Origin of the sequence: Brachybacterium fresconis (assembly GCF_017876515.1) — a bacterium.
Classification (GTDB): domain Bacteria; phylum Actinomycetota; class Actinomycetes; order Actinomycetales; family Dermabacteraceae; genus Brachybacterium; species Brachybacterium fresconis.
This window is the reverse complement of sequence record NZ_JAGIOC010000001.1, coordinates 2,080,596-2,095,890: the sequence shown is the minus strand read 5'-3', so window position 1 is coordinate 2,095,890 and position 15,295 is coordinate 2,080,596. Positions and strand designations below refer to the sequence as shown.

General features: G+C 71.8%; 9 protein-coding genes. 4 read left to right on the top strand and 5 right to left on the bottom strand.

What is annotated here, in order from left to right; all coding sequences use genetic code 11:
- Nucleotides 1-153 precede the first annotated feature (153 nt).
- Complete coding sequence (locus JOF44_RS09540) at nucleotides 154-1,599, bottom strand: NAD(P)/FAD-dependent oxidoreductase (protein ID WP_209890248.1); 1,446 nt, start codon at nucleotides 1,597-1,599, stop codon at nucleotides 154-156.
- Nucleotides 1,600-2,309: 710 nt separating this feature from the next.
- Between JOF44_RS09540 and JOF44_RS09535 the strand changes: the two genes are divergently transcribed.
- The 4 genes from JOF44_RS09535 (at nucleotide 2,310) to JOF44_RS09520 (ending at nucleotide 10,318) form a co-directional block, all read left to right on the top strand.
- Entirely contained in the window at nucleotides 2,310-4,877 is a 2,568-nt protein-coding gene (locus JOF44_RS09535) for a bifunctional metallophosphatase/5'-nucleotidase (RefSeq protein WP_209890245.1), read from the top strand.
- 397 nt (nucleotides 4,878-5,274) lie between these two features.
- A complete protein-coding gene (locus JOF44_RS09530) occupies nucleotides 5,275-8,037 on the top strand; it encodes an ExeM/NucH family extracellular endonuclease (protein WP_209890242.1) in 2,763 nt (920 codons plus the stop codon).
- 90 nt (nucleotides 8,038-8,127) lie between these two features.
- Complete coding sequence (locus JOF44_RS09525) at nucleotides 8,128-9,537, top strand: APC family permease (protein WP_209890239.1); 1,410 nt, start codon at nucleotides 8,128-8,130, stop codon at nucleotides 9,535-9,537.
- 118 nt (nucleotides 9,538-9,655) lie between these two features.
- A complete protein-coding gene (locus tag JOF44_RS09520) occupies nucleotides 9,656-10,318 on the top strand; it encodes an SRPBCC domain-containing protein (protein WP_209890236.1) in 663 nt (220 codons plus the stop codon).
- Between the two features lie 255 nt (nucleotides 10,319-10,573).
- Here the strand turns inward: JOF44_RS09520 and JOF44_RS09515 are convergent, their stop codons facing one another.
- The 4 genes from JOF44_RS09515 to JOF44_RS09500 form a co-directional block, all read right to left on the bottom strand.
- The gene (locus JOF44_RS09515) at nucleotides 10,574-11,332 is read right to left on the bottom strand and encodes a class I SAM-dependent DNA methyltransferase (RefSeq protein ID WP_209890233.1); all 759 of its coding nucleotides are present in this window, start codon (nucleotides 11,330-11,332) and stop codon (nucleotides 10,574-10,576) included.
- A 309-nt stretch (nucleotides 11,333-11,641) separates the two neighbouring features.
- Nucleotides 11,642-12,547 carry an alpha/beta hydrolase gene (locus JOF44_RS09510; RefSeq protein ID WP_209890230.1) on the bottom strand — a complete coding sequence of 302 codons (906 nt, stop codon included), beginning with the start codon at nucleotides 12,545-12,547 and terminating at the stop codon, nucleotides 11,642-11,644.
- Between the two features lie 114 nt (nucleotides 12,548-12,661).
- A complete protein-coding gene (locus tag JOF44_RS09505; RefSeq protein WP_209890227.1) occupies nucleotides 12,662-13,354 on the bottom strand; it encodes a hypothetical protein in 693 nt (230 codons plus the stop codon).
- Between the two features lie 331 nt (nucleotides 13,355-13,685).
- Nucleotides 13,686-15,176 (bottom strand): FAD-dependent oxidoreductase, encoded by a 1,491-nt coding sequence (locus JOF44_RS09500; RefSeq protein WP_209890224.1) that lies wholly within the window; start codon nucleotides 15,174-15,176, stop codon nucleotides 13,686-13,688.
- Nucleotides 15,177-15,295: the final 119 nt, after the last annotated feature.

Below are 15,295 nucleotides of genomic sequence, written 5' to 3'. Positions count from 1 at the left end.
CGATGCTCGGCAGAGGGCTGGCAACTCGATGCTGGGCAGGGCTGGCAACTCGCGATGCTCGACAGGGCCGGCGGAACCCGATCCGCGGCAGGGCTGACGGGACTCCCGACGCGGCGCGTTACGACAGGTGCTGCCCAGCCGCCGCCCCGCCTGTCAGTCCTTGATCGGGTCGGAGACGTCGCGGGCGCCCGGGGCTTCCTGAGCCGCTTCGCGAGTGTGGGGCGTGCCCGCGAGGGCGCCCTTGCCGAAGTAGCGGTGCGGGGCCTGTGCCTCGAAGATCCGGGCCGCGCGCAGGGAATCCACCTCGCCGACGACGGGATTGGGCTGGTGGGTGGCGCGGGTGCCGCCGTACAGCGAGATCAGGTTCATCGCGACGGCGCGCTGGTTGCGGTGGCCGATCATCTTGACGATGTGCACGCCCAGCCAGGCCGACCAGCCGAGGGATCCGGTCAGCCCGCCGATCACGGGGATCTCCGCGATCGCGGCGTGGCGGCCGATCGTGGCCATGGTGCCCAGGTTCGTGTAGGAGAACTTCTTGCGCGACTTGCCGGCGACCTCCGCGGCGATGTTCTTCGCCGCCGCCTGGCCGGTCTGGATCGCGGGCTGCGCGAGCTGGGGGAGGGGGTCGTCCTGGCTGGCGATGTCGCCCGCGGCGTATACGCCCGGGAAGCCCTTGACCTGCAGGTAATCGTCGACCGCGAGGCGGCCGCGCTTGTCCTGCGGAAGCCCCCATTCCTTGACCGACGTGGGGATGGCGACGCCCGCGGCCCAGATGGTGATGTCGGATTCGAGGACCGTGTCGTCGTCGAGGACCACATGGTCGTAGCCGACGGACTTCACGCCGTGGCCCAGCCGCAGCCTCACGCCGCGATCCTCCAGCTCGTCCGCGGCGTACTGGCGGAACTCCGGCGAGAACTCCTTGATCAGCTCATCGCCGCGGTTCAGCACCGTGACCTGCAGGGTCCCCGGGTCCATCTCGGGGTAGAGGATGTCGAGCTCCTGCATGCGGAAGTCCGCCAGCGCCCCGGCGATCTCGACTCCCGTCGGCCCGCCGCCGACGATGCACACGTTGAGCTTGTCGTGGATGGGCGCGTCCTCGCGGGTGGAGCGCTCCAGCTCGGAGAAGACGCGGTCGCGGATGGCCAGCGCCTGCGAGCGCGTGTACATCGGCATCGCGTGCTCCTCGGCGCCGGGGGTGCCGAAGTAGGTGGTCGTCGCACCGTTGGCGACGATGAGGTAGTCGTAGGTCAGCTCCTGGACGCCCTTCTGCCCCTCGTTGAGGCGGACCACCTTGCGCTCGGGCTCGACGCCCTCGATCTCGCCCTGGCGGTAGCGCATGTTCGGGACCTTCAGCGACAGCCCGCGCAGGAACATGGTGACGTCGCCCGGGTTCAGTCCGGCGGTGGCGACCTGGTACAGCAGCGGCTGGAACGTCTTGTAGACATTGCGGTCGATCAGGGTGACGCGCACGCGGGCGTCGCGCAGGGCGCCCACGGCATGGGCACCGGCGAAGCCGCCTCCCAGGATGATCACGTGCGGCCAGCTCGCGCCGTCCTTCGCGGGGACGGTGGGGCGCGGGGTGAGGAACGGCAGGACCATGGGGACTGACTCCTTGGAGTGACGGTGGTCGGCCTCCCCGCGGGATGCTCATGGCATCCCTGAGCGGGTGCCGGCGTCGGCGGGAGATGGGTGAGGAGCGGTGGGCTGCGGGCGGTGCCGGGTGCGACCCGGGATGGCGAACCCGAGATCGGTCGGGCTCGGAGCCGGAGACGGGCGCAGGGATGGCGGGCCGTCCGAAGTCCTCATCGATGCTACTCATTTCCGACGGGTGGGGGAACCGGATGGTCGGTGCACCTGGTGTGGCGTCACACCTGGTAAGCGGTCACCGGTGGTCCAGGTCGCTGGATGCGGGATGGTCCGACGCCGACGCCGACGCCGACGCCGACGCCGACGCCGACAGGTGGCGCCGGCACCGACGCCAACCGAGCGACGCCGACCGAGCGACGCTGACGGGGCGACGCTGGCGCCGACGGGGCGGCGCTGGCGCTGGCGCTGACGGGGCGGCGCCCCCTCTGCGCCGAGGCGCGGGGAGGTCGGTGACGGCGGGCCCGCCGAGGTGCCGGGTCAAGCGGCGGCAAAGCCGCTGTTGCAGTCCGATCACGGCGGGAGCGCGAATCGAGCCGGAGGGTGAACATTCGATGACAGGTGTCGGCCAGGTCGGGGAAACCTGGGCGTGTCCTGGTCCGCATGGACTGAGATAGCCGCAGCACACCGCCATCCCCTCCTCTCCCTCCTCAGGAGCCCTCCTCATGCTCGACATCCCTGCACGCCGTCTTGCGCGCGGCGCGTCCGTGGGTCTCGGCGCCGCCGCCCTGGTGGCCGCCTCGGCCGTCATGCCGCTCGGCGCCGCTGTCGCCGCCGAAGCGGGCGACGAGGTCACCCTGCTGACCTTCAACGACTTCCATGGTGCGCTCGATGCCGGCGACGCCTTCGCCTGCACCGTCGTGACCGAGCAGGGTGAGCACGAGAATTCCGCCCTGCTGTCCGCCGGGGACAACGTCGGCGGCAGCGCCTTCGTCTCCGCAGTCGCGAACGACGAGCCGACCCTCGACTTCCTGAACGCCCTCGGCGTGGACGCGAGCGCGATCGGCAACCACGAGTACGACCAGGGCCAGGACGACCTCAACGGCCGCATCTCCGAGAGCGCCGACTTCCCCTACATCGCCGCGAACGTCTTCCACGAGGGCACCGACGATCACGCCCAGACGCCGTACACGATCGTCGACGCAGGAGACGTGAACGTCGCCGTGATCGGCGCCGTGACCACGAAGACCTACGGCAAGGTCAGCCCCGCCATGATCGAAGGGCTCGAGATCCGCGATCCGGTCGATTCCGTCAACGCCGCCGTCGAGCAGCTCGAGGGCTCCGGAGAGGAGTACGACGTCATCGTCGCCTCGTACCACGAGGGCGCTTCCGGCAACGCGGCCCCGGGCGAGGCCCCCGCCAACTCCGACCCGATCTTCGACAAGATCGTCACGGAGACGTCGGCCGAGGTCGACGCGATCTTCAACGGCGACTCCCACCAGACCTACGCCTACGACGCCCCCGTTCCCGGCCAGGACGGCGAGGTCCGTCCGATCGTCCAGACCGGCTCCAGCGGCGCGAACCTCGGTTCGGTCACCCTGCAGCTCGGGGACGACGACTGGGACGTGGTCGACAGCGGCACCGAGCTGATTCCCACCGAGAACACCGACCCCGCCACCTGCGCGGGCAACGACACCTATGAGAAGGCCTCCACCGTCGTCGCCGAAGCGGTCGAGAACGCGAAGGAGGAGGGCTCCGTCGAGGTCGGCACCATCGCCGACGACATCACCACCTCCTGGGACTCCACCGTCGCCGCATACGACGAGGACGGCATCCGCCGGACCCAGGCCCCGGTCACCGACCAGGCCAACACCAAGGGCGATGACCGCTCCCGCCACTCCGCCGCCGGCGACATGCTCGCCGACTCCATGACGTGGTGGCTGGAGAACAAGGGAGCCGAACAGGACCACGAGGTGATCGGCTGGATGAACCCCGGCGGCATCCGCGCCGAGCTCTGGTACGACGCGGCCGGCGCCGACGGCGACGGTGTGGTCACCTACGCCGAGGCCAACACCATGGTTCCCTTCGGCAACACCTTGAACACCGGCGAGGTCACCGGCGCCCAGTTCGTCCAGATGCTCGAGGAGCAGTGGCAGCGTGACGAGTCCGGAGCACCCACCAGCGAGTTCCTCGCCTTCAGCGTCTCGAACAACGTCGAGTACACCTTCGACTCGACCGCCGGGATGGACGAGCACATCACCTCGGTCCGGATCGACGACGAGCCGATCGACCTCGAGGGCACCTACACCATCGTGACCGCCAGCTTCCTCTTCGAGGGCGGCGACAACATGTGGACCCTCTCCGAGGCCGCCGACGTCAGCGACTCCGGCGTGCTGGACCGCGACGCCTTCGTCCAGTACCTCGATGCGCATCAGAACCTCGAGCCCGACTACTCGCAGCGCCAGCTGGACCTGCAGATCCTCGACGCCGGCGAGTACGACTCCGCGGCGGGGGTGGACCGTGACCCGGTGCTGCGCATCGGTGGCCTCGAGTCCCTGAGCCTCGGCGCTCCCCGGATCGAGACCGTCGTCGTCGACGCCGGCGAGTACGGCAGCTTCGAGGCGCCCTACGAGATGGTCGAGGACCTGGGGCGCGCCTATGGTGACGTGACGCTGACGGACTGGCTGTGCGTGCCCGAGGGCACCGAGGTGCCGCTGAGCATCACCGCGATCCCGGACACCGGCACCGACATCACCTTCGACATCCCTTCCTTCACCTGGACCTCCGGCGGAGCGCCCGACGGCTGCGCCACGGATGACGGCGAGGACGCCACTCCGCCGCCGAGTGACGGCGGTGACAGCGGCGACGACAGCGCTCAGGGTGGCGACGACGAGGGCGGTGACGACCAGGGCGACGACAGCGCTCAGGGCGGTGACGACCAGGGCAGTGACGGCCAGGGCGAGGACAGCGCTCAGGGTGGCGACGACGAGGGTAGTGACGACCAGGGCGAGGACAGCGCTCAGGGTGGCGACGACGAGGGCAGTGACGGCCAGGGCGAGGACAGCGCTCAGGGTGGTGACCAGGGCAACGTTCCCCAGGACGATGGCACCGTCACCCCGGCCGTCGACGACACCACGGGCGGCGCCTCCACGGACGGGACCACGGCGGGCGAGACCCCGGCGGGCCTCGCCCGCACCGGCGCCGACGTCGGCCCCCTCGCCGCGGTGATCGGGTTCCTCACCCTCGCCGGGCTGGGAGCGCTCGGTCTGCGTCACCGCCTGATGCGCCGCTGACCCACCCCGCCCGATCCGGTGCTGCGCACCCATCGAGAACGACGTTCCGAACACATTGCGTCGGTCAATCCGTTCCGAACGTCGTTCTCGATGAGCGGCCCGCCGCTCAGCATTCGGCCCGCCGCCGGGAAGTCCCCTTCCACCCGCAGAGTGCGACGTCCGGAACCCTTCGACCCAGCTGAGACGTTCCGGACGTCGCACTCGAATCGCACGACTGCACGACCGCACGACCGCACGACCTCCCGACGGCCGCCCGACCGCACGACCTCCCGACGGCTGCCCGACGCCCGCCCGCCCGACGGCCGCACGACGCCCGTCGGACAGGAGCGATATCCGCCCCGTCCGTCGGACCCCCGCAGCAGACTCACCCCATCCCCACCCCCAGGAGTTCCCCGCGATGAGCACCCCCACCCACGGCGCCGCGCTGCGCACGCATCTGGCCCGCGTCGGGTCCGCTGCCGCCGCGCTCGCCCTCGGCATCAGCCTCACCCCCGGCCTCGTCCCCTCCGCCCGGGCCGCCGTGGTCGCACCCGGTGACCTGCAGATCAACGAGGTCTACGGCGGGGGCGGCAACTCCGGCGCCACCGTGCAGAACGACTTCGTCGAGCTGCGCAACACCAGCGGTGAGGACCTCTCCCTGGACGGCTGGTCGCTGCAGTACGCCTCGAAGACCGGCAGCTTCCACAACACCCTCGCCCTGGAAGGGACCGTCTCGGCCGGCGGCACCTTCCTCATCGAGCTCGCCGACGGCAACGGCAACGGTGAACCGCTGCCCGAGGCCGACCTCGTCGGCGGCATCAACGCCTCCGGCTCCGGCGGCGTGTTCGCCCTGTCCAACGCCGCGGGGGAGCTCGCGTGCCACGGCGCCACCTGCGCCGAGGACCCGGCCGTGGTGGACCTCGTCGGCTGGGGAGAGGCCGTCACCTTCTCCGGCGAAGCGCCTGCTCCCGCGACCACCAATGCCACCTCGGTCTCCCGTGTCGAGGCCACCGGCGAGAACTCCACCGACTTCGTCACCGGGGAGCCCACCCCCACGCCCTCAGGCGCCGAGCCGACCGACCCCGGGGACCCGGGCGACCCGGGTGATCCCGAGGACCCGCCGGCCGATCCCACCGCCGCGACGATCGCGGAGATCCAGGGCACCGGCGCCGAGAGCCCGCTGGACGGCACCTCCGTGATCACCGAGGGCGTGGTCACCGCGGTCTACGCCGACGGCGGCCTGGACGGCTACGTCATCCAGACCGGCGGCACCGGGGGAGAGGTGGACCTTTCCTCCCACGAGGGCTCCACCGCGCTGTTCGTGTACTCCCCGGAGACCTCCACTGAGGTCAGCATCGGCGACTCCGTGCGCGTGACCGGCGAGGTCTCCGAATACCACGGCTCCACCCAGGTCTCCGTCGGCGCCGAGGGCCTGGAGCAGCTCACCGAGCCGCTCGAGACGGTCCAGCCGACCACCCTCGAGGGCGATTTCCCCACCGACGAGACCCGGCGCGAGAGCCTCGAGCACATGCTGTACCTGCCCGGCGAGGGCGACTTCACCGTCACCGATGTGTACGCCACCAATCAGTACGGCGAGGTGGGTCTGGCCATCGGCGACGAGCCCCTGCAGCAGGCCGGGGACATCATGGCCCCCGGCGCGGAGGCCACCGCTTATTTCGAGCAGCAGGCCCAGAACCTGGTGCTGCTGGATGACGGCCGTACCACGAACTTCACCGAGAACCCCGAACAGCCCATGAGCTGGTTGACTACGAAGGAGCCGGTGCGCGTCGGAGCGTCCGCCACCTTCACCGACCCCGTCGTGGTCTCCTACTCCTTCGACCAGTGGCGGTTGAACACCACCACCCCGTGGAGCGGGGCCGACACCGATGGCGTGGACTTCGAGGACACCCGCCAGGACGCGCCCGACGAGGTCGGCGGTGACCTGCAGATCTCCACCTTCAACGTGCTGAACTACTTCACCACGCTGGGGGAGGACACCCCCGGCTGCGAGCCCTACACCAACATGGACGGCGAGGGCACCACCGTGCGCGGCGGCTGCGACCTGCGCGGCGCCTGGGGAGCCGACGACCTCGAGCGTCAGCAGACCAAGATCGTCGAGGCGATCTCCGGCACCGGCGCCGAGGTGGTGGGACTGACCGAGATCGAGAACTCCGCCCGGCTCGGGGAGACGCCCGACGAGGCGACCGCCACCCTGGTCGCCGCGCTGAACGAGCGCGACGGGGAGGGCACCTGGGACTACGTGCCCACCGGCGACGCCTACGCCGCCCAGGGCCTGGACGGCGGTCAGGACGTGATCACCAACGCGATCATCTACCAGCCCGCGGCGGTGAAACCCTCGGGCGAGGTCCAGATCCTGGCTGGTGATGAGGCGTTCGACAACGCCCGCGAGCCGATCGGCCAGGTGTTCGTGCCCGTGCAGGGCACCGGCGACGACCAGCTCGAGGGCGAGCCGTTCTTCTTCACCATCAACCACTTCAAGTCCAAGGGATCCGAGGACGCGGAGGATGCCGATCTCGAGGACGATCCGGTCCAGGGCAACGCCCGCACCTCACGCCTGCAACAGACCGAAGCGCTGCTGACCTGGAGCGAGGCCACCGCCGACGAGCTCGGGGTCCAGGACGTCTTCCACGGCGGCGACTTCAACGCCTACACCCAGGAGGAGCCGCTGCAGCTGTTCTACGAGCAGGGCTACGTGGACCTCGGCGACACCTACGATCCGCAGGGCTGGTCCTACAGCTACGGCGGCATGGTCGGCTCGCTGGACCACCTGCTCGCCGATGCGGACGGTGCCGAACGGGTCACCGGCGCGACCGACTGGCAGATCAACGGCCCCGAATCCGTGATGACCCAGTACTCGCGGTTCCACAACAACGCTACCGACCTCTATGAGGGCGGCGTGTTCGGCTCCTCCGATCATGATCCGATGATCGTGGGCCTGGACGCCGGCTTCCCCGACGACGGCGGGGACGACGACGGGCATCCCGGAAACGGGCACGGAAACGGGCACGGAAACGGAAACGGGCACGGAAACGGGCACGGTCATGGCCACGGCCACGGGAATGGCCCCCGCGAGAACGACAATCGCGGCCCGGGCAACAACAACGGCTCCGGTCCGGGCAGCAACAGCGGCATCGGCCACGGCTCCGGGCGCCAGGACTGAGCCGCGGCCGAGGGATCGAGCGCCCGCGCGACCGACGGCCCGACGCCCGGCCCCGTGGCCATCACCCGATCCCTCGCTGAGAATGGACCCATGAGCACTTCCGTCGGCCCCGCCTCCTCCGGGGCTCTCGTCCGTCGCCTGCGTCTCGGGGACGCGGTCGTCATCGGGCTCGCCTCGATGATCGGGGCCGGCGCCTTCGTCTCCCTCGGCGCCGCGCAGGACCTGGTGGGCACCTTGGCGCCGCTGGCCGTGCTGATCGCCGCCGTGGTCGCCCTGGGCAACGCCACCTCGACGGCGCAGCTGGCCGCCCAGCACCCGTCCTCCGGCGGCACCTACCACTTCGCCAATCAGCAGCTCGGCCCCTGGTGGGGCTTCCTCGCCGGCTGGTGCTTCGTGATCGGCAAGATCGCCTCCTGCGCCGCGATGGCCCTCGTGGTCGCCGCCTACCTGGTGCCCGAACCGGCCCAGCGCCCGGTCGCCGCCGTCGTCGTGATCGCCCTGACCGCGGTGAACCTCATGGGCATCACGCGCACCGCGGCGCTCGCCCGGGTCCTGGTCACCGTGGCGATCGCCGCGCTCGTGCTGACCGCAGGGCGCCTGGTCGTCGGCCTCGCCCGCGCGCCGATCGACCCCACCGAAGGGCTGGACTCCACCGACGGCGACGCCGGGGCCACCCATCTGTCGACCATCCCCGGGCCTCTCGCCGGTCAGAACGCCGGTCTATGGGACGGCGGCCTGGCCGGGGCGCTCGGCGCCGGCTCCGGCGGCACCGTCGCGATCGCGCTCGCCGTGCTCCAGGCCGCCGCGATCATGTTCTTCGCCTTCGCCGGCTACGCCCGCGTGGCCACCCTCGGCGAAGAGGTCATCGAACCCCGCCGCACCATCCCCCGCGCGATCCTGGTCGCCCTGGCCGCGGTCTGCACGCTGTACCTGACGCTGTCGATCCTGCTCGTGTTCGTCGGCCCCGCTCCCGGAGGCCAGGGATGGGGGCCGGCCCCGTTCCTGACCGCCCTGGAGTCGGTCGAGGCCGGAGGGGTCTGGCACGCGATCATCACCATCGGGGCGGTGGCCGCGGCGGCCGGAGCTCTGCTGGCCCTGATCGCCGGCGTCTCCCGCACTGTCCTCGCCATGGCCCGCCAGGGCGACCTGCCCCGGTACCTCTCGCGCTCCAGCAACCGCTACGCGGTGCCGCAGCGCGCCGAGATCGTGGCCGCGCTGGCCGTGCTGGCCCTGGTGCTGCTGGCCTCCGACGCGCTGGTCGCGATCGCCGCCTCGGCCTTCGGGGTGCTGCTGTACTACGCGGTCGCGAACCTCGCCGCGTTCACCCAGGAGGGGCAGTGGCGGCTGTATCCGAGGTTCCTGCAGGTGGTGGGCCTGGTCGGCTGTCTGGTGCTGGTCGCGGCCCTGCCCGGACGCTCCATCGTGGCAGGCCTGGGACTGGTCGCGGTCGGTCTCGCCTACCGAGGCATCGTGCTGGCGGCGCGGCGGAGGGGGACCTGACTTCCACCCACGACCAACGACACCCATCCGGCACCGCACCGAAGGAGACCTGACATGGTCGACGTCCTCACCCAGCACCGACGACACCCATCCGGCACCACACCGAAGGAGACCTGACATGGTCGACGTCCCCACCCAGCTCGCATCCGTCAGCCGCAGCTACCGCACCGAGGAGGTCGACGGCGAGCCTTCCCACGTCCAGAGCCTCGAACAGACCTACCCCGCCGCGATCGACGACGTCTGGGACGCCGTCACCTCCGCCGAGCGCATCCCGCGCTGGTTCCTGCCGATCAGCGGGGATCTCCGCCTCGGCGGCCGCTACCAGTTCGAGGGCAACGCCGGCGGCGAGATCCTGGTCTGCGAGCCGCCCGCCGACGGCGCGGCCGAGTACCGCGTCACCTGGGAGATGATGGGCGCGGTCTCGTGGGTGACCGTCCGGCTCGCTGCCGAGGGCGAGCAGACCCGGTTCGAGCTCGAGCACGTCAGCCGCACCGCGGACATCCCCGCCGAGATGTGGGAGACCTTCGGGCCCGGCGCCACCGGCGTCGGCTGGGACGGCGGACTGCTGGGCCTCGCCCTCCACCTCGGGGCGACCGACGGCTCGCTGGCCCCCTCGGAGGCCGAGGGCTGGGCGGTCACCGACGAGGGGAAGTCCTTCTACCGCGGCGCGGCCGACGGCTGGGCCGTGGCCCACACCGCCTCCGGCGAGGACGCCGACGTCGCCCAGCAGCGCGCCGACGCCACCTACGGCTTCTACACCGGCACCGACCAGCAGGGCTGACCTGGGGCCTGACCTGGGGGGATGCCTGGGGGTGCCTGACGTGCGGGGAGGCGTGTCCGGTAGGGAGCGTGCCCGGCCGATCGGCCGCGCGGGTGCGGCACTCCGCGCCTGTCGTATCCACTGGCGCTCCGCGAGCAATCTCCGTCGTATAGGAACCAGCTTGCTCATAGAGCGCCAGTGGATACGTTGAGGCCCGGTAGAGAGCGTGCTGACCGCAGCGAGAATCGTGCATGCCCGGGCCCCGCGCGGAGCTCGTCAGACCGCCCGGGCGATCACCACGAACTCGCGGCCCGGGCGGTCAGGGGCCTGCCGGATCTCCACGACGGTGAAGCCCGTCGCCTCCACGGAGGAGCGCAGCTCGTGCTCCTCCCGGAAGCGCAGCGTGGTGGTCGAGGTGCGCGTCGCACCGTCGAGGAAGGTGAACTCATCGGCGAAGGTGACCAGAGGGAGGTCGACCTCGAAGCGAGTAGGGCGGGAGATGACCCGACCCGTGCCCGGCACGTCCCACGCCTGCTGAGCCGTCTCGGCCTGCCACTCCTCCCAGGCGCGACGCTCGGGCCGACGGGACTCGAACACCAGGTGCCCGCCCCGACGCAGCGCGGCACGGATCCCCTGCAAGGTGTGTGACCAGGCCTCATCGGTCGTGAACACCTGCGCCACGTTCCCGGTCATCACCGCGGCATCGGCCACGAGCTCGGGGAGGTCTCCGACGGTGCCGTGGATCCAACGCACGATCTCGGCCGACGGTTTGCTGCGCGCCACCTCGAGGGAGGCCGCGGCGGGGTCGACCCCCGTGACGTCGAGGCCCGAGGCCGCGAGCCGCACGGCCAGCGTTCCCGTTCCGCACCCGACATCGATCACGGAGCGTGCGTCCAGCTCGGCGAGGATCGCCTCGTAGTGGTCGAGGTCGTCGCGCTCGCCGTCGAAGGTGTCGTAGCAGGCCGCGAGGCGCGGGTCCGAGTACAGGGCATCGGGGGCGGCACGGGGCGGGGGAGTGGCGGGCTCGGAGGTCACGGGTCGAGAGTAGGAGGCGGCGATCTCGTTCGGCGAGCGAATTCTCGTCGTGCGGGGAGCCGACGGAGGGCGTGTTCCGGTCGACGGGTGTTCCGGGTCGACGGGTGTGCCGGGTCGACGGTCGTGCCGGGTCGACGGTCGTGCCGGTGGGGTCGTCGTATCCACGGGCGCTCGGTGAGCAGGTCCCCTCCGTATCGGCGGTGGCTGCTGGCATAGCGCCACTGGATGCAGCCCGACTGCAGCGTGCCCCCGGGACCGGTGCCCGAGGAGGTCACGAGGCGCCGTCCGAGCGCGGCTGGGGCGACACCCTCACCCCTCGAAGCATTCGCGCAGGAACGCCACCTGGTCACCGACCACGCGCGACCACAGATCCGGGTCGCCGTAGAAGTCCATATGGGTCGCGGGGTACGACCGCAGCCGACCGTGCGGCGCGCGCCCGGCGATCTGCGCGGCGAGCTCGGGCGGCGTCTCGGTGTCGTAGGCGGCCACGCACACCAGCAGGGGGACCTTGAGCCGGTGGGCGAGGTCGCTGGGCCGATAGCGCATCATGTCGAGCACGCCGCCCGGGGCGATGACACTCGGTGCGCCCTCCTCCGCGCCCAGCGATTCCACGTGCTGGGCCGCGTCTGCGGACGTGACCAGCGCGAGCTCGCCGGGTCGGCCGACCATCGGGATGTAGTGCGGACCCTTCCCGCGGCGGCGCCGCAGCCGGTCCCGTGTGATCGCGGCCAGGAGCCGGACGGTCTGCCGCGGGCCGCGGCCCTCGATCCTGCGCGGGAATCCGTTGAACGGCACCTGCGCGATCACGCCGCAGATCGCAGCGCCCTCGGAGGCGAGGTGCACGACGTGGGCGCCGCCGAGTGAGACGCCCCACAGGGCGATCCGGTCGGTGTCGACGCCCTCCAGCCGGCGGGCCGACGCGATCGCGCTGCGCAGGTCCTTGCGCTGGCCTGCCAGATCCAGCACGTGACGCGGTGTGCCGTCGCTGTCACCCCAGCCTCGGTAATCGATGGCCAGCGCTGCGAACCCGGCCTCGGCGAGGGAGCTCGCCTGCCTGCGGAGACGGGCAGCGGTCCCGCCGACGCCATGGCACATCACCACCAGCGGAGGTGCGCCGGCAGGGTTCGGTGGTCGATAGAGCTGACCGGCGCAGCGCACCCCCTCGGAGTCGAACCAGATCGTGGTGGGGGTGATCGTCTCGTGCTGTGCGGACATCGTCTCCTGCTCCTCGGATCGGGTGTCGGCGCGGGATGGGATGTCGGCATCGCCGCGAGGGGCTTCGTCCGGCGCGAGGACTCGCGCACTGCGGTGACGCGGTCGCGCGTCTGGTCAGTCGAAGGCCATCCAGGTGGTGTCGGCGTCGATGAGCCAGTGGTTGCGCAGCGTGAGTGCACGCTCGGTCGCGGCCAGGATGCCCGCGATGAAAACGGTCGTGTTCGCCCAGACCGGCAGCGAGATCGGTGAGGTGAAGGTGCCGACGCGTTCGGCCACCACCTCCATCCCGGTGACCAGCTCCGCGGCCTGGGGGACCATCAGCACCAGGCCCGCCAGCAGCACCACGATGGCGAGGGCGCCGATCATGGCACTGGCCCGCGGGAACCGTCGGCCGAAGCGGGCCCGCAGACCCTCGAGCGACCCAGGGTGCGGACGCAGGGCACGGGCGGGGCCGTCCTCGGGCACGTGGTGCATGCGGGTCAGGCCGTACGCGCTGGTGGCCACCTCGATCATGCCGCCGGGGACGGCGAAGGCCACCGGCGGATTCGCGATGTGCTGCTGGACCCCGTCGCGATACAGGGACACGGGAGCGTGCCGTGAGCCCTCGGCGAGCTTCCCGCCCTCGAGCTCCGAGGCGAGGTACCGGACGTCGACGGCATAGCGCTCGGGTCTGCCCTGCTCCTCGGACGGCTCGAGGAAGAACTGGGTGCGGGTCAGCAGGTGCCACCAGCGCAGGTCGCGCAGCGCACTGCCGTCGCCGGGTCGGGCACGGCGCAGCCGGCGCCGGCGTCTGGACGTGGCGAACATGATCCTCCGAGGGTCGACCGGCACGGGGCCGACGGGTGCTGTCGATCCCCATTCCACCGGATCGGCACGGCTCGCGACCAGTGCGATCTGTCATCTCCTCCAAAGGTGCGAGAGACAGCGGCGGAGGCGCCGAGCTGCGGGCCCGGCTCAGCCCGCCCGCAGCGCCCGGTTCCGTCGACTCGCGGTGCCCGGTGTCGTCGACGCGCGGTGCCCGGTGTCGCCGACGCGCGGCGCTCGGTCCCGTCGACGCGCGGCGCCCGGTTCGGCCGACGCGCGGTGCCCGGTTCGGCCGACGCGCGGTGCCCGGTTCGGCCGACGCGCGGCGCCCGGCTCAGCCGACCCGCAGCTCCCGCGGCAGCTCTTCCAGCAGCCGCAGCCACAGCTCGGAGACCGTCGGGAAGCTCGGCACTGCGTGCCGCAGCACGTGCACGGGCACCTGGCCGGTGATCGCGATCGTCGCGGAGTGGATCACCTCGGAGGCGTCGGGGCCGACGAATGTCGCACCCACCAGGGTCCTCGTGTCGGTGTCGACCACGATCTGGGCGGTGCCGGCCACGTCGTCGCGCAGCAGCGCGGACCCGGCCGCCCCGCTGTAGGGGACCTGTGCGGTGACCACCGCGTGCCCGGCCCGGCGGGCCGCCGTCTCGGTGAGGCCGACGGAGGTGACCTGCGGATCGGTGAACACCACCTGCGGCACCGGCACCGTCTCGGGCACCGGCTCCGGCGTCTCCCCGGTCGCGCCGGCGCGGATGGCCTGGCCGATCACTCGGGAGCGGTACTTGCCCCAGTGCGTCAGCGGTGCCTCGCCGCCGGCATCGCCCACGGTGTGCAGCCAGGCGGGAAGCGGTGCGCCGGTCGCATCGTCCGAGGTGGGGCGGGGCGCGCCGGTGATGTCCTCGGGGCTCAGCCCGAGGTGCTCGAGCCCGATGTCCCCCAGCGCGGGGCGGCGACCGGTGGCGGACAGGATCTCATCGGCGGTGACGTCCCGTCGGCCGTGAGCGTCCTCCACCTGGAGCCGGACCGGCCCGCCGTGGATCCGCCCGAGCCCGGTCTCCCGGACCGCGGCGCGCTCGCCGGAGACCACCGAGGTTCCCAGCTCGACGGTGACGCCGAGCGCCTCGAGGCCGTCGAGCACGTGCTTCCCGGCGAAGGGCTCGAAGCCGGTCAGCAGACCGGTGCCGCGCACCAGCATCGTCACCTGGGATCCGAGCGCGGCCATCCAGGTCGCGGCCTCCACGGCGACCACGCCGCCGCCGACGATCACCAGCTGCTCGGGGGCCTCCTGCACCCCGGTCGCATCGCGCGAGGTCCAGGGGGCGAGGGCCTGCAGCGGCTCGGGGATCACGGCCCGCGACCCGGTCGCGAGCACCACGGCGCGACGGGCCCGCACGCGGGTCGGCGCCGTGCCGTCGCCGGGCTCGACGAGCACCTCGCGCTCGCCGGCGATCCGGCCGTGCCCGCGCACCACCTGCATTCCCGCACCTTCGGCCCACTGCACCTGGCCGGAGTCGTCGTAGTGGGAGACCCAGGTGTCGCGCCGGGCCAGCAGCTCCTCGCGCTGCACCGTCGGGGTGGTGATGCCCGGCAGGTGCGCGGCCGCGTCGGCCACCGACGGCGGGCGCAGCAGGGCCTTCGAGGGGATGCAGGCGTAGTAGGAGCACTCCCCGCCCAGCAGCTCGCCCTCGACCAGCACCGCGGTCAGCTCGGTGCCCTCGATCGCGTACTGGGCGGCGTTCTCGCCGACGGGGCCGGCTCCGAGGACGACGACGTCGGCGGTGATGTCGGGAGTGGAGGTCGGGACGGACTGCGCATCGGGAGCCATGTGGGCACGCTACGCCTGTCGTCGCGCGACGTCAGCCGCATCGCGGGCGCGGTTCCCGCTGCACCGGGGATCGGCACGGGGCGGGTGGGCATGATCGCTCGGGGCGAGGCATGCGCACG